At 72.1% G+C, this 18,479-nt stretch carries 18 protein-coding genes; 11 read left to right on the top strand and 7 right to left on the bottom strand.

Annotated features, from left to right (window positions below):
- Positions 1-94 precede the first annotated feature (94 nt).
- The gene (locus P2Q00_RS04285) at positions 95-448 is read right to left on the bottom strand and encodes a VOC family protein (RefSeq protein ID WP_275769705.1); all 354 of its coding nucleotides are present in this window, start codon (positions 446-448) and stop codon (positions 95-97) included.
- Between the two features lie 61 nt (positions 449-509).
- Here P2Q00_RS04285 and P2Q00_RS04280 point away from each other — a divergent pair, with 61 nt between their 5' ends.
- Complete coding sequence (locus tag P2Q00_RS04280; protein WP_275769703.1) at positions 510-1,382, top strand: universal stress protein; 873 nt, start codon at positions 510-512, stop codon at positions 1,380-1,382.
- Position 1,383: 1 nt separating this feature from the next.
- On the opposite strand, the gene P2Q00_RS04275 is transcribed toward P2Q00_RS04280, so the two are convergent.
- The 3 genes from P2Q00_RS04275 to P2Q00_RS04265 all read right to left on the bottom strand — a co-directional run bounded on the left by P2Q00_RS04275 (position 1,384) and on the right by P2Q00_RS04265 (position 4,252).
- Entirely contained in the window at positions 1,384-2,619 is a 1,236-nt protein-coding gene (locus P2Q00_RS04275; RefSeq protein WP_275769701.1) for a DUF4032 domain-containing protein, read from the bottom strand.
- 41 nt (positions 2,620-2,660) lie between these two features.
- Complete coding sequence (locus tag P2Q00_RS04270; RefSeq protein ID WP_275769699.1) at positions 2,661-3,404, bottom strand: MBL fold metallo-hydrolase; 744 nt, start codon at positions 3,402-3,404, stop codon at positions 2,661-2,663.
- A 221-nt stretch (positions 3,405-3,625) separates the two neighbouring features.
- Positions 3,626-4,252, bottom strand: coding sequence for an alpha-ketoglutarate-dependent dioxygenase AlkB (locus tag P2Q00_RS04265; protein ID WP_275769698.1), 627 nt, complete (start codon positions 4,250-4,252; stop codon positions 3,626-3,628).
- 131 nt (positions 4,253-4,383) lie between these two features.
- Between P2Q00_RS04265 and P2Q00_RS04260 the strand changes: the two genes are divergently transcribed.
- The 6 genes from P2Q00_RS04260 (at position 4,384) to P2Q00_RS04235 (ending at position 11,528) form a co-directional block, all read left to right on the top strand.
- Complete coding sequence (locus tag P2Q00_RS04260; protein ID WP_275769697.1) at positions 4,384-4,845, top strand: PaaI family thioesterase; 462 nt, start codon at positions 4,384-4,386, stop codon at positions 4,843-4,845.
- 257 nt (positions 4,846-5,102) lie between these two features.
- Positions 5,103-5,741: a TetR/AcrR family transcriptional regulator gene (locus P2Q00_RS04255; RefSeq protein WP_275769696.1), complete on the top strand. Its 639-nt coding sequence runs from the start codon at positions 5,103-5,105 to the stop codon at positions 5,739-5,741.
- A 26-nt stretch (positions 5,742-5,767) separates the two neighbouring features.
- The gene (locus tag P2Q00_RS04250; RefSeq protein WP_275769694.1) at positions 5,768-7,441 is read left to right on the top strand and encodes an FAD-binding dehydrogenase; all 1,674 of its coding nucleotides are present in this window, start codon (positions 5,768-5,770) and stop codon (positions 7,439-7,441) included.
- A 168-nt stretch (positions 7,442-7,609) separates the two neighbouring features.
- The gene (locus P2Q00_RS04245; RefSeq protein ID WP_275769692.1) at positions 7,610-8,296 is read left to right on the top strand and encodes a FadR/GntR family transcriptional regulator; all 687 of its coding nucleotides are present in this window, start codon (positions 7,610-7,612) and stop codon (positions 8,294-8,296) included.
- Entirely contained in the window at positions 8,293-9,675 is a 1,383-nt protein-coding gene (locus P2Q00_RS04240; protein WP_275769690.1) for a tocopherol cyclase family protein, read from the top strand. The genes P2Q00_RS04245 and P2Q00_RS04240 overlap by 4 nt, the downstream gene beginning before the upstream one ends.
- Positions 9,672-11,528: a GMC family oxidoreductase gene (locus P2Q00_RS04235; protein WP_275769689.1), complete on the top strand. Its 1,857-nt coding sequence runs from the start codon at positions 9,672-9,674 to the stop codon at positions 11,526-11,528. Before P2Q00_RS04240 ends, P2Q00_RS04235 begins: the two co-directional genes overlap by 4 nt.
- Here the strand turns inward: P2Q00_RS04235 and P2Q00_RS04230 are convergent.
- On the bottom strand, positions 11,483-11,842 hold the full coding sequence (locus P2Q00_RS04230) for a DUF488 domain-containing protein (protein WP_275769687.1): 360 nt from the start codon (positions 11,840-11,842) through the stop codon (positions 11,483-11,485). The two genes, P2Q00_RS04235 and P2Q00_RS04230, sit on opposite strands and share 46 nt — an antisense overlap.
- A gap of 151 nt (positions 11,843-11,993) precedes the next feature.
- Here P2Q00_RS04230 and P2Q00_RS04225 point away from each other — a divergent pair, with 151 nt between their 5' ends.
- Genes P2Q00_RS04225 through P2Q00_RS04210 form a run of 4 tightly spaced genes read left to right on the top strand, consistent with a single transcriptional unit; the run spans position 11,994 to position 16,758 of the window.
- Entirely contained in the window at positions 11,994-13,418 is a 1,425-nt protein-coding gene (locus tag P2Q00_RS04225; protein WP_275769686.1) for a M1 family metallopeptidase, read from the top strand.
- A gap of 41 nt (positions 13,419-13,459) precedes the next feature.
- Complete coding sequence (locus P2Q00_RS04220) at positions 13,460-14,227, top strand: L,D-transpeptidase family protein (protein ID WP_275769683.1); 768 nt, start codon at positions 13,460-13,462, stop codon at positions 14,225-14,227.
- A gap of 18 nt (positions 14,228-14,245) precedes the next feature.
- On the top strand, positions 14,246-14,944 hold the full coding sequence (locus P2Q00_RS04215) for a response regulator transcription factor (protein WP_275769682.1): 699 nt from the start codon (positions 14,246-14,248) through the stop codon (positions 14,942-14,944).
- Entirely contained in the window at positions 14,941-16,758 is a 1,818-nt protein-coding gene (locus tag P2Q00_RS04210; protein WP_275769680.1) for a sensor histidine kinase, read from the top strand. The genes P2Q00_RS04215 and P2Q00_RS04210 overlap by 4 nt, the downstream gene beginning before the upstream one ends.
- A gap of 66 nt (positions 16,759-16,824) precedes the next feature.
- Here the strand turns inward: P2Q00_RS04210 and P2Q00_RS04205 are convergent, their stop codons facing one another.
- Positions 16,825-17,076: a WhiB family transcriptional regulator gene (locus P2Q00_RS04205; protein WP_275769678.1), complete on the bottom strand. Its 252-nt coding sequence runs from the start codon at positions 17,074-17,076 to the stop codon at positions 16,825-16,827.
- Between the two features lie 107 nt (positions 17,077-17,183).
- Positions 17,184-18,398: a saccharopine dehydrogenase family protein gene (locus tag P2Q00_RS04200; RefSeq protein ID WP_275769676.1), complete on the bottom strand. Its 1,215-nt coding sequence runs from the start codon at positions 18,396-18,398 to the stop codon at positions 17,184-17,186.
- Positions 18,399-18,479: the final 81 nt, after the last annotated feature.

The following is an 18,479-nucleotide window of genomic DNA, read 5'->3' as shown; positions in this document are numbered from 1 at the left end:
CGGCGAGCCCTGTCGCAAAGACGGACGCCGCGCCGGCTCCCGCCCATCGTATGTTCGATCGTCCCGCTTCGCTCCGGTATGCAGCAGGCGGCCGTCAGCCGCGGCGCGAGGAGAGCACGCAGAACTCGTTGTCCTCGGGGTCCGCCAGCGTCACCCAGGTCTGCTCGCCCTGCCCGATGTCCGCGTGCCGCGCCCCCAGCGCCAGCAGACGGGCGACCTCCGCGTCCCGGTCGTCGGGACGGAAGTCCAGGTGGAGGCGGTTCTTGACGGTCTTGCCCTCGGGTACGGGCACGAAGAGCAGCCCCGGCAGCCGGTCCTTCTCCGGCCGGATCTCGTACTCGTCGGCCGCGTCGTTGACCACGACCCAGCCCAGCGCCTCGGTCCACCACCGTCCCAGGGCGACGGGGTCGGCGGCGTCCACGACAACTTGCTCCCATTCCAAGGCCATGGGACGAGCGTAGTGAAGACTGGGTGAGAGGGACATGATCACGACACCGAGAGGCAGCCCCATGACGCGCCCGATCACCGTAGGGGTCGACGGAACCGAGGAGAGCGTCGCCGCTCTGGACTGGGCGGCCCGGGAGGCGGTCCGCCGGGGGCTGGGGTTGCGGGTGGTGCAGGCGTGGCACTTCCAGCCGTACGAGGCGATCGACGCGGCGGAACCGGACACACAGGCCGGGTGGGTGCAGGATGCGCTGGCCGAGGCTGTCCGGGGCGTCACCGCGCGGCACCCGGACCTCGACGTCGCCAGCGATGTCGTGGCGGGGGAGACGGTCGACACGCTGCTCGCCGCGGCCGCGGAAGCCGAGATGCTGGTCCTCGGCTCGCGCGGGCACGGGCCCGTCGTCGGCTTCCTGCTCGGCTCCGTCGGTCAGCAGGTGATCGCCGGGGCCGCGCGGCCGGTGGTGCTCGTGCGCGCCGGTGATCAGCCGACGGCCGAGGCTGCCGGACGTGAGGTCGTCGTCGGCCAGCAGGGCGAGCCGGACGACAGCGCCGAGACGCTGCGGTTCGCGTTCGAGACGGCGGCCGCCCGCGGCGCCACCGTGCGTGCGGTGCGAGCCTGGACGCTGCCGCCGGTGTTCGCGTACAGCCCGGGCTCGATGCACCTCCTCGACGAGGCCGGAGGCCTGGAACCGTTCGAGACGAAGGCACTCTCCGCCGCGCTGCAGCCGTTGCGGGAGCGCTTCCCCGACGTGCCTGTCATCGAACATGTGGAGATCGGCAGCGCGGGACAGGTGCTGCTGTCGGTGGCCGCGCGGGCCCAGCTGATGGTCGTCGGCCGGCGCGCGCACCGTACGGCCGTGGGCGCGCGCATCGGGTCGGTGGCGCACGGGGTGCTGCACCACGCGAACTGCCCGGTGGCCGTGGTCCCGCACGCCTGAGTCACTCAGGGGTGACGGCCTCCAGGGTGTCCCGCGCCTTCGGCAGCACGTTCTCGATGTAGTCCTCGACCGCCGTGTCCAGCCCTATGTCGTGCTGCGCCCCCTCGGACAGGTACCAGCGGTGCTCCAGCAGCTCGTGGTAGATCTCCGCCGGGTCCATCGCGCCACGCAGTTCGAGGGGCACGGCGCGCACGGTGGGCCGGAAGACATCCCGCACCCACCGGTGGGCCAGCACCTCGGGGCGGGCCGCGAGGGGGTCGCCGGGCGCGTAGTCGTCCTGGGTGGCCATCCAGCTCTCCAGGTCGTTGAGCAGTCGCCGCGCCTGGTTCTCCTCGGCGTCCAGGCCGGTCAGGCGCAGCAGTTGGCGCTGGTGGTGGCCGGCGTCGACGACTTTGGGGACGAAGGTGACGGTGTCCCCGTTGGAGGAGTGCTGGATCTGCATCTCGGCCACGTCGAAACCGAGCTCGTTGAGGCGGCGGATCCGGCGCTCGATGTAGTGGTACTTGCCCGCCGGGTACACGGAGGTGCGGGTGAGCTCCTGCCACAGGTCCCCGTAGCGCGCACAGATCTCCATGCCGAACTCGACCGGGTCCACGGAGGGGTGCAGCGCCCCGGACGCCTCCAGGTCGAGGAGTTCACCGCTGATGTTCACGCGGGCGAGGTCGAGGTCGTAGTCGCGCTGCCCGCTGCTGAGTCGGGGATGCAGGTCGCCGGTCTCGGCGTCCACGAGGTAGGCGGCGTAGGCTCCCGCGTCGCGCCGGAAGAGGGTGTTGGACAGTGAGCAGTCGCCCCACGCGAACCCGGCGAGGTGCAGACGGACCAGCAGCACGGCCAGCGCGTCCATGAGGCGGTGCATGGTGGCCGGGCGCATCGTCGTCTCGAACATCGAGCGGTACGGCTGCGAGCCGCGCAGATGCCGGGTGATCAGCACCGGTTCCAGCGGGTCGCCCGCCTCGTCGGCGCGCCCGGTGACCACTGCTAGCGGGTCCACCGCGGGGATGCCGAGCCGGTCCAGGTCGCGCAGCAGCTCGTACTCGCGCAGGGCGGGCCGTTCGGCGAGCTCCTTGACGGCGATCACCTCGTCGCCGGCGCGGGCGTAGCGCACCACATGCCGGGATATGCCGCGCGGCAGCGGCACCAGGTACTCGTCGGGCCACTCCTCCAGGGGCAGGTGCCAGGGCAGGGCCAGCAGGAGCGCGGGATGCTCCGGGTTGGTCGCGCTGATCTGCAGTGCCATGGCTCGCGTGTCCTTGCCTCGCGGGTGATCGTCACCTCACCTTAGAGGGCGCGCTCCTTGGCCTGAAGTGCCGCTTCACGGACCGGACCGCGGTGCGCCGGGCCGTGCCCCGGCAGCAGCAGATCGCCGTCCAGCGCGGCCAGGACGTCCAGCGAGGCCACGGCGCGGGCGCGCTCGTGGTGGAACATGTCGGGCAGCAGCTGCGGCCCCGTCAGCCGCGAGGTGGGGTGACCGGTGACCAGGGCGTCGCCCGAGATCAGCACCCCGGCGTCCGGCAGGTGGAAGGCCGCGTGTCCATCGGTGTGGCCGGGCGTGTGCACCGGCACGGGCCGCCCCGGCAGGTCCAGCGGGCCCGCCGCCGGGAACGGCTCCGGGGCGGCGACCGGCACATGGGCCGTGCCGCCGGAGCGCAGGGCGTGCACCGACCAGGGCAGCACACCGGGCCGCCAGCTGTTCCTCAGAACCTGCCCGACGGTCACCTGGTGCAGGAACTCCCGGCGCGCGTGCGGCACTTCGGCCTCGTGGAGGTACACGGGCGTGCCGTAGGTGCTGCGCAGATACTCGGTGCAGCCCAGATGGTCGTTGTGGGCGTGCGTGATCAGCACCGCCGCGACCGCCTCCGGTGCGCCCACCGCCGTCAGGGACGCGAGCACCTGCTCCCGGTCCCCGGGGTAGCCGGTGTCGACCAGCGTGATCTCGTCGCCCTCGGTGAGGATCACCCAGTTGGTGTTGCTGCCGTGTACCAAGTGAATGCCGTCGGCGACTTGCCGCACGTCTGCCTGCATGTTTGCCCCGCGTGGTGAGGTCCCTGCCCGACAGCACCAGCAAAGCAGACCCGGCCCGCGCCGGAAGCGACGGGTCCGCGCCAATCTGTGAGCTCAGGGGCGCATTCGAAGCGGCGGGGCTGCGAGGGCCGGGTATCCGCGGAAGCGGCGGAAGGGCTGCCTCCGGCACCGTCCGCCGGAGGCAGCCCCCTGCGTGCAGCAGTAGCGGCCGCCTCTCCGCCTCACTGCACGCCGTGCGGGCGGAACTGGATGCTGATGCGCGGTCCCGCGGCGCGGGTGGACTTCGGAACGGAGTGCTCCCAGGTCCGCTGGCAGGAGCCGCCCATGACGATGAGGTCGCCGTGCCCGAGCGGGCGCCGCACGCTGTCGCCGCCCCGCATCGGACGCAGCAGCAGATCGCGCGGCGCGCCCACGGAGAGGATGGCCACCATCGTGTCCTCGCGGGCACCCCGCCCGATCCGGTCGCCGTGCCAGGCCACACTGTCCCGCCCGTCGCGGTAGTAGCAGAGCCCGGCCGTGGTGAACGGCTCGCCCAACTCGTCGGCGTAGTAAGCGGACAGGGCGCCGCGCGCCTCGTGCAGCACGGGATGCGGGAGGGTGTCGTCCGCTCCGTAGAACGCGAGCAGCCGGGGTACATCGACGACCTGGTCGTACATCTTGCGTCGTTCCGCACGCCACGGGACCTCCGCGGCCAGCTGTCCGAACAGTGTGTCCGAGCCGCCGAGCCATCCGGGCAGGACGTCGATCCAGGCGCCGAGGCCGAGCCGTGTCCTACGGATCCCGTCGAGGGGGCCGAGGCGCAGCTGGTCGGTCTGGTCGAAGAGCGAGCCCTGGAGGTGCGTGGTCACAGATTCAGCGTACCCCTATATTCGAAAATCTGTTCCTATCTTGTCTCGGTGGGATGGGACAGGGTCCGCATGGCCCAAGGCGTTGCCCCTGAAGTCACCCGGTCGTAAGCGGGCCGTGCAACGGTGCGGCGATGGACATGACGGCACTGGCCCGCACCCTCCTGGAGCCGATACCGGCGCATCGCACGGCCGGAATCGAGGTGCTCCGGGCCGCCGACGGCGCGGCCGAGGTCGCGTTGGAGACACCGCGGGAGCTGGCGAACGTGATCGGTTCACTGCATTCCAGCGGGCTCATCGCCCTGATCGACGCGGCCGGCCTGGGAGCGATCATCGCCTCGGGCACCCGCACCGGTGACCTCGACGGGATCGTGCCCCTGGGGACGGCCGCCGAGATCGAATTCCTCGCCCCGGCACGCGGGAGGCTGGTCGCCACGTGCCGCCTCGCCGACGAGGCAAGACGCGCCCTGCAACCGCTGCTGTCGGGCGAAAGCCCGAAGGCCCGGCTCTCCACGCAGGCCGAGGTGACCGACGCGACGGGAACGCCGGTGTGCCGGGGCAGCTTCGACTGGAGCGTGCGGCGGATTCGAGAATGAGGCTGCGGGCGCCCTTGGAATGGGGCGTGCCGCGCAGGCTGACGCCGGCACTTCGAGCGTCCGCTGCTGCAGCGGACCGTCCGTCATGTCTCCCGCCGACGCGATCGCCTCCGTGCCGAATGCCCCGCCGCCGAGCGACTCTGGCGTCAGCAGGGCGGGTCCGGCGCCCGGCGCGACCCTTGATACGACGACGGCCCCTCCCGCCTTCCGATACATCGACGTATCAGATACATTCCTGTATCGAACGGAGGCCGGAGATGAGCTCGGAGACGACGACGGAGGGTACGGCTCCACGCGTGACCAAGCGCCGGGTCCGCACCCGCGCCAACCTCCTCGACGCCGCCTTCGCCGTGTTCGCCGCCAAGGGCTTCGGGCGGGTCTCCATCGAGGAGGTCTGCGAGGCCGCCGGCTACAGCAGGGGCGCCTTCTACTCCAACTTCGCCAGCCTGGACGAGCTGTTCTTCGCCCTCTACCGGCAACGCGCCGACCTGATCGCGGACCAGGTCTCCGGCGCCCTCGCGCTCGACGGTCCGGACCTCGACGTGCCCGCCGCAGTGGACCGCGTCACCGAGGTGCTGCTCCTCGATCTGGACTGGCTCCTGGTGAAGACGGACTTCCTGGTGCACGCCGCCCGCGATCCGCAGGTGGCCGAGACCCTGCTGGAACACCGGGCACGGCTCCGGCGGGCGATCGCCGACCGGCTCGCACGCGCGCGTGGCTTCGCCCGACCGCCCGCGGTGCTCGGCGACATCGACGGCGCGGCCCACGCCGTGGTCGCCGCGTACGACGGTGTCACCACCCAACTGCTGCTGGACAAGGACGTCGACGGCGCCCGTGTCTGGCTCAAACAACTGCTCACCGCGCTGCTGACCGACGGCAGCGGCAACCCCCAATGAGCCCATTGAGAAAGGGAAACGTCGCCATGGATGCGGACGTCATCGTCGTCGGAGCGGGCCTCGCGGGCCTGGTCGCCGCGCATGAACTCACCAGCAGGGGAAGGCGAGTTGCCCTGGTCGACCAGGAGAACGCAGCCAACCTCGGCGGCCAGGCGTTCTGGTCCTTCGGCGGGCTCTTCCTCGTCGACTCCCCGGAGCAGCGGCGCCTGGGCATCAAGGACTCCTTCGACCTCGCCTGGAACGACTGGCAGGGCAGCGCCCGATTCGACCGGGTCGACGACGAGGACTCCTGGGCGGTGCGCTGGGCGCGCGCGTACGTCGACTGGGCGGCGGGGGAGAAGCGGTCCTGGCTGGACGGGCACGGCATCAAACTGCTTCCGACGGTGGGCTGGGCCGAGCGGGGCGACCTGCGGGCGGACGGCCACGGCAACTCCGTGCCCCGCTTCCATGTCACCTGGGGGACCGGCACCGGCGTCGTGGAGCCGTTCGTCGACCACGCCAAGCAGGCCGCGCGCGACGGGCTGCTCACCTTCTACCACCGCCACCAGGTCGACGAGCTGGTGATCGACGAGGGCGCCGCCCGCGGGGTGCGCGGCACGGTGCTCGCCGAAGACCGCTCGCCCCGGGGCGTCGCCTCCAACCGCGACCGCGTCGGCGACTTCGAACTGACCGCCCAGGCCGTCGTCGTCACCACCGGCGGCATCGGCGCCAACCACGACATCGTCCGCCGCTACTGGCCCGAGCGCCTCGGCACCCCGCCCGCCGAAATGGTCACCGGCGTCCCCGCGTACGTCGACGGCCGCATGCTCGACATCAGCGCCGAGGCGGGCGTCCGCCTGGTCAACCGCGACCGTATGTGGCACTACACCGAGGGCCTGCAGAACTGGGACCCGATCTGGCCGGGCCACGGCATCCGCATCCTGCCCGGCCCGTCCTCCCTCTGGTTCGACGCCCTCGGCCGCCGTCTGCCCGACCCCTGCCTGCCCGGCTACGACACCCTCAACACGCTGAAACACCTGCGTACGACCGAGGACATCGCTGGCTACGACCACTCCTGGTTCATCCTCACCCAGAAGATCATCGAGAAGGAGTTCGCGCTGTCGGGCTCCGAGCAGAACCCCGACATCACCGCCAAGGACAAGGGCGCGGTGCTGCGCGACCGCCTGCTCGGCAAGGGCGCTCCCGGCCCGGTGGACGCGTTCCTGCGCAAGGGCGCCGACTTCGTGACCGCGCCCACCCTGGAGCAACTCGTCACGAAGATGAACGAGTTGACGGACAAGCCGCTGCTCGACTCGGACGAACTGCGCCGCCAGATCGAGGCCCGCGACCTGCAGATCGCCAACCCCTACAGCAAGGACTCCCAGATCCAGGGCATCCGCAACGCCCGCCGCTACATCGGCGACCGCCTCGGCCGCGTCGCTACCCCGCACCGCATCCTCGACCCGGCGGCCGGCCCGCTCATCGGCGTCAAGCTGCACATCCTCACCCGCAAGACCCTCGGCGGCATCCAGACCGACCTCGACTCCCGCGCCCTGGGCGCCGACGGCAACACGATCGACGGGCTCTACGCGGCGGGCGAGGTCGCCGGCTTCGGCGGCGGAGGCGTCCACGGCTACAACGCCCTGGAGGGCACCTTCCTCGGCGGCTGCCTCTTCTCCGGGCGAGCGGCCGGCCGGGCGGCGGCAAAGCAGACCGCCTGACCGAGCGATCGACGCACGCGCCGCAGGGGCGGTCGGGGAACGAACCCGACCGCCCCTGCGGCGCTGCCGCGTGAACAACCCGCAGCCGCAAGGGGATTGACCCGCGCAGGCGTCCACTGGTTCAGTGGCTCAGCCACTCATCCACTCTGTCCGTACGAGGAGGCATCCGTGGAGGCACTGCCCCGCGAGACGATCGTGGACGTCCTGGAGGCCCGGCTGCGCGAGGACATCCTGGACGGCCGACATCCGGCGGGCAGCTATCTGCCCCCGGAGCGCCGACTGGCCGACGGATACGGCGTCACCCGCACCACCCTCAAACACGCCTTCGGCCGCCTGGTCCAGGCGGGCCTCCTGGAGACCCGGCACGGCGTCGGCACCAAGGTCCGCGACTACGCCCGGCTGGGCGGCGCCGACCTCCTGCCGATGCTCGTGCGCCACGACGCGAAATGGGTGCACGAGATCTTCGAAGTACGGCGGTCCGTGGGCGCGTTGATCGCCGAGCGGGCCGCGGCGCGGGCCACCCGGGCACACCACGCCGAACTGCGCCGCCTCCTGGAGGCCGTACGGGAAGCGGACGGCGCGGACGCCGTCCAGCTGGCCGACGTGGAGGTGCACCGTGCTCTCGCCCGCGCGACCGGCAACCGGGTCTACGCCCTGCTGACCAACACCCTCTTCAACGCCTACCTCCCCGTCCGCGCCGCCCTGCGCGGGCCGTTCACCGATCCCGAGAGCGCCCACCGGCGACTCGCCCCCGTGGTGGAGGCGGTGACGTCCGGCGACAGCCGCCGCGCCCACACCGCCGCCGACGCCTACCTGCGCGACACCGAACGCATCATGCTGGAGGGCCTGGCGTGAGGGGCACCTCGTTCACGGAGACCATGCTCGGCACGGTCCGGCTCGACACCGCGGACCCCGTCCGCCGTATCCGCCTCGACCTGCGGGCCGAGGCCGACGCGGTCCTGCGCCCGCACCGCACCACCCGGGCCCGGATCGGCGGCCATATACGCATCACCGGACTGGCCGACGACCCGGATGCCACGGGCGAGTTGGAGATCTCGCCCGTCGCCCGCCGCCGCATCCGGTACCGGCTGACATTCACCGCCGACGGCCGCTCTCTCACCCTCGACGGATGGAAGTCGGTGAGCCCGCGTCACCCGGTGAAGTCGATGACGGTCCTGCCGTTCACGCTGTACGAGGACGGAGCGCGGATCGGAGGGGGCACCCTCCGCTTCCCCGTCACCACCGGCCTGGCGCCCTTCCTCCTGAGCTTCCGCTTTCCCCGGCGGGAGGACCCGGCCCAGTACCTCGCACCGCGCTGGGACGGCAGTCCCGGCCGCACCGAGGTCTGGTACACCACCCTGACCGACCCCACCACCGGCACCGGCATCTGGCTCCACCACGAACTGGTAGCGCCCACCGACGGATCCGCACCGCACGCCCACGGCTGGGCGGCCGCCTTCCCGCCCGAGGGAGAGGTCCGCCACGTCCGCTTCGGGCCCGTTCCCTGGAGCAGTCCCGCGCACGGATTCACAGCCGACGGTGTCCTGGCCGCTCCGGGGCAACTGAGCGGAAGCGTCGGCGACTTCCAGTGGGATCTCGCCGAACAGCCCGTGTCCGAGCCCCTGTTCACCTTTCCCCGCTGGTCCTGGCGGCACCCCGTGCTCCCCGCCGCCCAGATGCTTCCGGCGGCCCGGGCCACGTACGACGGAACGTTCAGCGACGGGAAGCGGACGCTGACCCTGCGCGGCGCCCCCGGCGCCTCCGCCCGTATCCACGGCCAGGGCAACGCCCGCCGCTGGGCCTGGCTCCACGCGGATCTGGGCGGCGGCGACGTACTGGAGGTGATCGCCGCGGTGTCGATGCGGCCCGTACTGCGGCGGCTGCCACCGCTGGTCTTCCTGCGTCTGCGGCACCAGGGCCGGACCTGGCCGCGCCGAGCCGAGCGCTCCGCGGTGGGCCTGTTCGGCGTCGGACGGTTCCGCGCCCGCATCGGACTGCCCGACTGGACGGTGACCGGCCGCACGCTGCTGCGCCGCATCCGCATCGAGGTCACCCAGCCGGCCGAGCGCACCCTCGCCCTGGACTACCGCGATCCGGACGGCGCCCCGGCGGTGTGCCGCAACAGCGAGAGCGCCGACGCGAAGATCCTCCTGGAGCGCTGGTGGGGCCACTGGCGCACCGAAGCCACATGGACGCTGCAGGGCACCGCGCACGCCGAGGTGGGGGACCGGTGACCGCGCGAGGCCTGGTCGCCGCCCTGCTCGCCGACACCGGAGACGAGGAGTGGCTCGCGCGAGTGCCCGGCAGGCTCGACACATTCCTGTCCGCGCTGCCGGGGCCCGTACGGGCCGGGGTGCATGCCGCCGCCACCGCCGTGGACGCATACGCCGTCCTGCACAGCGGGCGTCGCCTGGCCGCCCTCACACCCGACGAGCGCGAGACGGTGCTCAACTCCCTTGCCGCGCGCCCCGGACTCCTGCCGGCGCTCGACCTCCTCAAGGTCCCGGTGCTGCTCGCCGCGGCCACCGAGCGAACTCCCGCCCCGCGGGCGCCCGTTGCCCCCGACGACCCGCCCCTGGACTGCATCCCGGCCGCGGAGTGGCCCGCCCGCGCCACCGCGGACGCCGTCGTGGTGGGCTCCGGCGCCGGCGGCGCAGTGGCCGCCCGCACCCTCGCGCGCGCCGGACTGGCCGTCGTCGTGCTGGAGGAGGGCGAGCACCACACCACGGCCTCCTTCGGCCGCCGCGCACCGCTGGACCGCTTCACCGACCTGTACCGCGACGGCGGAGCGACCGCGACCCTGGGCAACCCGCCCCTCCTGCTGCCGGTCGGACGGGCCGTCGGCGGCACCACCGTCGTCAACTCCGGCACCTGCTACCGCACTCCGGACCAGGTGCTCGCCCGCTGGAGCAGCCGCCACGGCTTCCACCTCGCCGACGGATTCCCGGCACGGCTGGACGAGATCGAAAGCACCCTGCGCGTCGCCACGCAGCCGCTCGACGTCCTCGGCACCAACGGCCTGCTCGCTCTCGCCGGAGCCGAACGACTCGGCTGGCGGGCCGGCCCGCTGCGCCGCAACGCACCGGGCTGCAAAGGCTCCTGCCAGTGCGTGGTGGGCTGTCCCACCGGCGCCAAGCAGAGCGTGCAGCTGTCCGTCCTGCCCGACGCCTGCGCCCACGGGGCGCGCATCGTCACCGGCGCACGCGTGCAGCGGATCCTGCTCGACCACGACCACCCGGGCCCGCCACGGGCCGCGGGCATCCTGGCGCGCCGGGCGGACGGCAGCGAACTGGAGATCCTCAGCCCCCTCGTCGTCACGGCCGCGGGCGCCCTGCAGACCCCACCGCTACTGCGCCGCTCAGGCCTCGGCGGACATCCCCGCCTGGGCCGCAACCTCAGCGTGCACCCGGCCACCAGCGTCGCCGGCCGCTTCACCGAACCGGTCACCTCCTGGGCAGGCGTCCTGCAGAGCACCGGCGTCGAGGAACTGCACGACCGCGGCATCCTGATCGAGGCGACCGCAAGCCCGCCCGGCATGAGCAGCTTCGTCCTCCCCGGCGTCGGCCGCTCCCTCCGCCGCGAACTGGAGGGAGCCGACCGCCTCGCGATCCTCGGCGCCATGATCGCCGACCGGCCCGCGGGCCGTGTCCTCGGTCGCGACCGCACCCTCGTCCGCTACCGCCTGGACCCCCGCGACGGTGCCCGGCTGATGACGGCCGTACGAGCCATGGGCCGCATCCTCTTCGCCGCCGGGGCCCATGAGGTGCTCACCGGCGTCCCACGGGCACCGCGCGCCCGCACCCTCGCCGAACTCGACGCACTGCTCACCCGGATCACCCCGCGCGAGCTGCACCTGTCCGCGTTCCATCCGACCGGCACGGTCGCCGCCGGCAGCGACCCGCAGCGGGCACCGGCCGACGCCGAGGGCCGGCTGCGAGGAGTCGACGGCGTCCTCGTCACCGACGCCTCCGTCCTGCCGGGCTGCCCGGGGGTGAACCCCCAACTGAGCATCATGGCGGCTGCCCTGGCCGTCACCGAGAACTACCTCGAAGGCGCATCCAGCAACCGGACCAGCACGGCGGCGTGACTCTGCCCGGGATCCTTGGCGGCGGTCAGCAGCGTCACGGACCCCTTGGCCGCCAACTCCCGGACGCGGCCAAGGAGTTCGGCCGCCTCGGGGGCGTCCAGCTCCGCCTCGTAACGGTCGGCGAACTCCTCGTACGACCCCTCACCCGCGTGATACCAGCGGCGCAGCTCGGTCGACGGGGTCAGGGCCTTGGGCCACTCGTCCACGCGAGCCGCGTCCTTGGACAGGCCGCGCGGCCACAGCCGGTCGACCAGGATGCGTACGCCGTCGTCCGGCTCGGGCGGTTCGTAGACGCGACGCACGCGAACGCTCACGATCGGGCCTTTCTGCGGTGGCAGGTGTTCGTCGAGCGTAGTGCCGAGGCATCGGTGACGCTGTGTGACTTGACCCGAATGAGGAGGCAACTGGGGCGGGCGGCCCATAGCCTGGGGACGATTGTTCACCGGCCACCCCCCAGGAGCGCATGTGAGGCAATCCCGCAGACAGACCGTCAGACCCACCACCGTCCTGCGCCGCGAGGCCCTGACCGTGACCGTCCCCGTCGCCCTCGCGGCCCTGCTCGCCGCCGCCGGACCGGCATCGGCGGGCACGGGTGGCGCATCCGGGGCCGGGGATCCGTACTTCCCGCTCGCGGGCAACGGCGGCTATCACGTCGACCACTACGACCTGACCCTCCGTTACGAGCCGACGAGCGGTCACCTCGACGGCACCGCCGTCCTCACCGCCCGCGCCACCCAGGACCTGAGCCGCTTCGACCTCGACTTCAAGGGGCTGAAGGTCACCGGCCTGACCGTCGACCACGCCCCGGCGGAACACCGCCGCGACGGCCAGGAACTCGTCGTCACCCCGCCCCGTCCCCTGTTCAGGGGCGAGGAGTTCCGCGTCGCCGTCACCTACAGCGGAACCCCAAAGCCGGTCACCGACCCCGACGGCTCGCTGGACGGCTGGATACCGACCGACGACGGCGCCTTCGTCGCCGGGGAGCCGCAGGGCGCCATGACGTGGTTCCCGGCGAACAACCACCCCAAGGACAAGTCGTCGTACGACATCACGGTCACCGTCCCCGAGAACCGCACCGCCGTGGCCAACGGCGTCCTGGTCGGGCAGCGGACCGCGCACGGGCTCACCACGTTCCACTGGCGCCAGCGCGAGCCCATGGCCGCCTACCTCGCCACCGCGACGGTCGGGAAGTTCAAGGTCGAGCAGTACACCACCCGCGACGGTATCCGCGTCTACAACGCCGTCGACCCGCGCGAGGCCTCCGAGTCGGCACCCGTACTGAAGAAACTGCCGTCGGTCCTGGAATGGGAGAGCAAGCTCTTCGGGCCCTACCCGTTCCGGGGCGCCGGGTCGATCGTGGACCGCGCACCGGACGTCGGGTACGCGCTGGAGACCCAGTCGCGTCCCCTGTACGACTCGGCGCCGGACCTGAGCACCCTCGTCCACGAGAACGCCCACCAGTGGTTCGGCGACTCCGTGTCGCTGACCTCCTGGAAGGACATCTGGCTCAACGAGGGCTTCGCCACCTACGCCGAATGGCTCTACCGCGAGCAGCACAGCGGTGACACCGCCCAGGAGACCTTCGACGACCTGTACGCCCGCCCCGCGAGCGACGGCCTGTGGGCGTTCCCGCCCGGCGACCCCGGCAGCGGCGAGAACATCTTCGGCACGCCGGTCTACGCCCGCGGCGCCATGGCCCTGCACGAACTGCGCAAGGCCGTCGGCGACCGGACCTTCTTCCGTATCCTGCGGGCCTGGGCCACCGAACACCGAGGCGGACACGGCACGACGGCGCATTTCGTGAATCTCGCCGAACGAACGTCGGGCAAGGATCTGAACAGCCTCTTCCAAACGTGGCTCTATCAGGACGGCAAGCCGAACACGCCCTAGATCCTGACCAGTTCCTTACAAGTCTGCGTCAGGATGCGTTCATGATCACGCGCAGACCACGTGCCGCCCTGCTCGCCGCGTCCCTGCTGTTCCTGACGGGATGCGGCGGCGGGGCGGTGGCGTCGCCGGGCCGCCCCTCCGGCGGCGACGCGGCAGCAGCGAGCACCCTCGCGGCCGTACCGATCCCCACGCCGACGGCCCGGGCGAGAGCCGAGTCCGCCCCGCTGCAAATGCCCGGCCTGGGACCGAGGACGCTGGCCGAGATTCCCGCCGGCGCCCGCCAGGCCGTCGTCGTCACCGGCAAGGACAAGAACTCCCCGCAGTCCACGCTCGTCCTGTACGAGCGCACCGCCACCGGCTGGCGGCCCGGCGCGAGCTGGCCCGCGCACAACGCCCTCAAGGGCTGGACGGGCCACCACATGGCCGGAGACCTACGCTCGCCCATCGGCGTCTACGGCCTCACCGACGCCGGCGGGCTGCTGACCGACCCCGGCGCCAAACTGCCGTACCACCACTCCTACGGCTTCACCTCGCCCGGCACCGGCTTCGAAGGGGAGCCGCTCGCCGGCGCCTTCGACTACGTCGTTGCCATCAACTACAACCGCAAGCCGGGAACTTCACCCCTCGACTGGACCCGCCCGCTCGGGGCGAAGCGCGGCGGCGGCGTCTGGATCCACGTGGACCACGGCGGCCCCACCCACGGCTGCGTCAGCATCGCGGAGAAACACATGAAGGAGTTGCTCCGCGCGCTCGACCCGGATCTGCACCCCGTCATCGTCATGGGTGACGCCGTGTCCCTCGCCCGCTGACCGCTTAGGATCCGCCGAGTGTGCGCACATGTGCTGGTCGCCGAGGACGACGAGATGCAGGCCGAACTCATACGCCGGTCCCTGCTGGCCGAGGGCCACACGGCCACCGTCGTCCATGACGGGGCGGCCGCCCTGGCCGCCGCCCGCGCCCTCGGACCCGACCTCGTCGTCCTCGACCTGATGCTCCCCGTGGTCGACGGCTTCGGGGTGTGCCGGGTCCTGCGCGGCGCCGACCCGGAGATCCCGGTGCTGATGCTGACCGCGCGCTCCGAGGAGGACGACGTCCTGCTCGGCCTGGAGCTGGGCGCCGACGACTACATGACCAAGCCGTACAGCCCGCGGGAGTTGATGGCCCGCATCCGTACGGTGCTGCGGCGCAGCGGGCGCACCGTCGGCGTCCGCGAGGACCCCGCGGTGCGGGCGGCGGGGCTGGCCGTCGATCCGCAGCGGCACGAGGTGCGGTGCGACGGCGAACCCGTGGAGTGCACGCCGGCCGAGTTCCAGATCCTGCTCGCCATGGCGGCCGAACCGGAACGGGTCTTCACGCGGCGGCAGTTGCTGCAAGTGACCCACGGGCTCGACCGGGCCTCCACCGAGCGGGCCGTCGACGTCCACATCATGAACCTGCGCAAGAAGATCGAGGCCGATCCGCGCCGACCGGTCCGGCTGCTGACCGTGTTCGGGGTCGGCTACAAGCTCAGCGGCAGCCGTCCGTGAAGCGCCGCATCCCGCTGCGCAAGCGGCTGCTGGTCCGCCTGCTGTCCGCCTCCGCGCTCATCGCGGTGTGCTCCGTCGCGGCGACCACCTGGCTGGCGGTGGAGACCACCACCCGCGCCCTGCGCGAGGAACAGGGCCAGGACCTCGCCGACGACATGCGGATCCTGGCGGAGCTCAGCGGCTACGCGGCAACCCACCCACGGTGGGACGGCGTCCAGCCCCTCATCCGCACCCTGGCCGCCGGCACCGGCCGCCGTATCGCCCTGACCACCCCGGACCGCACCCTCGTCGCCGACTCGGCCCGCAAGGGCACCGCCCTGCCCCTCGGCGCCGCCGCCACGGTCGACCCCCTGCACACCGACACGTACACCGAGGCCGGTGCCCAGCTCGACGGCATCGACCCGCGCGCGGTGGGCCCGTACCGGCTCACCGCGAAGGAGCGTGCCGAACTGACAGCGGTCGCCGAGAAGGAGCGGACCTGCTACGCACGCTTCGGCATCGACACCAGGATCTCGACTAGCCCCGGCGGCCGGCCGGTCATTCTCAACCAGGACGGCACGCCGGCCACCGCCCCGCTGCCCGAGGAGTGCGGCTACAGCCCACTCGACATCCCCACCCGCACCGAGGAGAAAGCCCTCGGCACCCTCACCGCGGCAGCCCGCGACTGTCTGAAGCAGCACGACCAGAGCCTCGACGCGCCCCTGTACCTCCGGCTCAACCCGAGTGGCAGGAACCCGCTGAGCAGGTATGTCATCGCCAAGTACGCCGTGGACAAGGACGCGCCCCTGAAGACGGCCCAGACCTGCGCCGACGACGCGCTGCGCGCCCAACTCGACCCGTACGTCGCCCCGGTGGCCGACCTGTTCCTCGGCGGCGACGACACCACCCCGCCCCGGTTCGACATGTCCCCGGCCAACAAGGCCAAGATCGTCGGCGTGGTCGGACTGGTCCTCGCCGTCACGGTCGCGGTCACCGCCGTGGTCGCCACCCGGCTCGTACGCCCGCTGCGCGCACTCACCGCGGCGGCTCAACAGCCCCCCGAACTACACGTCCGGGTCCCGGTCACGACCCGCGACGAGACGGGCATCCTGGCCGAGGCGTTCAACGACCTCACCGAGCGCCGCGAACGCCTGGAGGCCCAGCGCAAGGCCATGGTCAGCGACATCGCGCACGAACTGCGCAGCCCGCTGACCAACATCCGAGGCTGGCTGGAGGTCACCCGGGACGGCGTCGTCGACCCCGACCCCGCCCTCCTCTCCTCCCTGCACGAGGAGGCCCTGGTGCTCCAGCGCGTCATCGACGACCTCCAGGACCTTGCGGCCGCCGACGCGGGCACCCTCCGCCTGCACCGCGAACCGGTCCGCGCGGACGAACTCCTGGACCAGGTCGCCGCCGCCCACCGCGTCGCCGCCGACGCGGCCGGCGTCACCGTACGCACCGAGAACGACGGCGCTCCGTGGCTCGACGCCGACCCGGTACGCATGCGGCAGGCGCTCGGCAACCTCGTCTCCAACGCGCTCCGGCACACACCCGCAGACGGCACCGTCACCCTGGCGGCCCGCCGCGACGGCGACCAGGTCGTCTTCACCGTCACGGACACGGGCACCGGCATCGCCCCGGAGGACCTGCCCCACGTCTTCGACCGCTTCTGGCGAGCCGAAAAATCCCGCAGCCGCCGCACAGGAGGCAGCGGCCTGGGCCTGCCGATAGTCCGTCACCTGATCGCCGCACACGGCGGAACAGCGGAAGCGACGAGCGAACCCGGTACCGGAAGCGCCTTCACCTTGCGCCTGCCGGGTAGCACAACCCCCTGAAGGGGCGCGGGGAACTGCGCGACAAGCCACGACGGCGCAGCAGACGCCACACAGGCGATCCCACCGCTACCCGCGCCGCGAGGCAGCCTGCTCCCGCCGCCGCAAGGCACGCCGCTCCGCCTCACTCGTACCGCCCCACACACCCAGGCACTCCTCGGTGTCCAGCGCCCAGCGCAGACACCGCTCCCGCACAAGGCAACGCCCGCACACCGCCTTGGCCTGTTCCGCCTGCATCAGCGAAGCGCCCGTGGTGCCGATGGGGAAGAAGAGGTCGGGGTCCTCGTGTCGGCACGCGGCCTGGTCTCGCCAGTCGTCCATCAAAGTCACCTGCGATCGAAATCGTATGTGCCCTCGCGGATGGCTTACTCGATTACGGGTCACCTGTCGATGCGTGAGTGAAACCGCGGAGTGCTGAGATCCGAGGTTCACTGCTCGCGCATGCCCCACGGGGAGCCGTACGCGGTCAGCAGATCCAGGAACGGGCGGGCCGGGAACGCCTCCGGGCCGAGCACGCCCGAGCCGGACCAGGCGCCGGTGGCGAGGAGTTCGAGGGCGGCGACCGGATTGACGGCGGTCTGCCACACCACTGCCTGGCTGCCGTACTCCGCCATGGACCACTGGTTGTCGACCACGTGGTACAGGTACACCTCGCGCGGCGCACCGTCCTTGGTGCCGCGCACCCAGGTGCCCGCACAGGTCTTGCCGTGCATCCGCTCGCCCAGCGTCGCCGGGTCCGGCAGACACGCGGCGACCACGTCCCGGGGCGAGACCGCGACCGGTCCGGCGGCGCTCGGCACCGTCACCGGCGTGGTGCTGTCCAGGCCGAGCAGATGCAGCGTCCTGAGCGTGTCGATGAACTCCCGGCCCAGGCCGTATTTGAAGGTCACCCGGCGCGCGTCCACCCAGCGCGGCACGAGCAGCACCTCCTCGTGCTCCACGTTCACGCACTCGACGGGACCGATGCCCTCCGGGAAGTCGAACACCTCCGGCTCGCTGAACGGCTCGGTGGTGAACCAGCCACGGCCGGCCTCGTACACGACCGGCGGATTGAGGCACTCCTCGATGGTGGTCCAGATGCTGAAGGACGGAGCGAAGTCGTAGCCGTCGACGGTGAGGTTCGCGCCGTCTCGGACGCCGATCTCCTCGATCTCGTCGAAGAGTTCGTCGGCGGCGTACCGGGCGAAGACATCCGACAGACCGGGCTCCACGCCCATGCCGACCAGCGCCAGCGCGCCCGCCTTCTGCCACTCCTCGGTCTGCGCGAACTGGTCGTCGCCGAGCTTGACCCCGCACTCCTGGTACGGCCGCTCGGGGTGCGGGTGCGACAGCGACATCGCCATGTCGACATAGGTGGCGCCCGCGGCGCGCGCCGCCCGGAACAGCGGCATCACGAAGCGCGGGTCGGTGGCGTTGAGGAGCACGTCGCAGCCGTGCCGGCGCAGCAGCTCCGCCACGGCGGCCTCGTCGCTCGCGTCGACGCGCTCGGCGCTGAAGCGGCCGTCGTCGAGGGCGGCGACCGCCGACTCGGCCCGCTCCGGGTCGTAGTCGGCCACCACCATCGCCTCGAAGAACGGACGCCGGGCGGCGATCCGGGTGATGGCGGTGCCGACACCGCCGGCGCCCACGAGCAGTACACGCATGACAGATCTCCCTGTCCGGAGGGTTGATGACGAGGGGCCCCGCCGGAGATACAACGCCGTCGGTCCGCGTAAGGTCAATGG

Origin of the sequence: Streptomyces coacervatus (assembly GCF_029223485.1) — a bacterium.
GTDB lineage: Bacteria > Actinomycetota > Actinomycetes > Streptomycetales > Streptomycetaceae > Streptomyces > Streptomyces coacervatus.
This window is presented reverse-complemented; position numbering and strand designations above follow the sequence as displayed.

Excerpts from the sequence above, each read along its gene's own strand:
- P2Q00_RS04285 (WP_275769705.1), bottom strand. The coding sequence starts at position 448 with ATGGCCTTGGAATGGGAGCAAGTTGTCGTGGACGCCGCCGACCCCGTC.
- P2Q00_RS04205 (WP_275769678.1), bottom strand. The coding sequence starts at position 17,076 with ATGGACGACTGGCGAGACCAGGCCGCGTGCCGACACGAGGACCCCGAC.
- P2Q00_RS04275 (WP_275769701.1), bottom strand. The coding sequence starts at position 2,619 with ATGGCACTGCAGATCAGCGCGACCAACCCGGAGCATCCCGCGCTCCTG.
- P2Q00_RS04260 (WP_275769697.1), top strand. The coding sequence starts at position 4,384 with ATGGACATGACGGCACTGGCCCGCACCCTCCTGGAGCCGATACCGGCG.
- P2Q00_RS04255 (WP_275769696.1), top strand. The coding sequence starts at position 5,103 with ATGAGCTCGGAGACGACGACGGAGGGTACGGCTCCACGCGTGACCAAG.
- P2Q00_RS04200 (WP_275769676.1), bottom strand. The coding sequence starts at position 18,398 with ATGCGTGTACTGCTCGTGGGCGCCGGCGGTGTCGGCACCGCCATCACC.
- P2Q00_RS04280 (WP_275769703.1), top strand. The coding sequence starts at position 510 with ATGACGCGCCCGATCACCGTAGGGGTCGACGGAACCGAGGAGAGCGTC.
- P2Q00_RS04220 (WP_275769683.1), top strand. The coding sequence starts at position 13,460 with ATGATCACGCGCAGACCACGTGCCGCCCTGCTCGCCGCGTCCCTGCTG.
- P2Q00_RS04270 (WP_275769699.1), bottom strand. The coding sequence starts at position 3,404 with ATGCAGGCAGACGTGCGGCAAGTCGCCGACGGCATTCACTTGGTACAC.
- P2Q00_RS04250 (WP_275769694.1), top strand. The coding sequence starts at position 5,768 with ATGGATGCGGACGTCATCGTCGTCGGAGCGGGCCTCGCGGGCCTGGTC.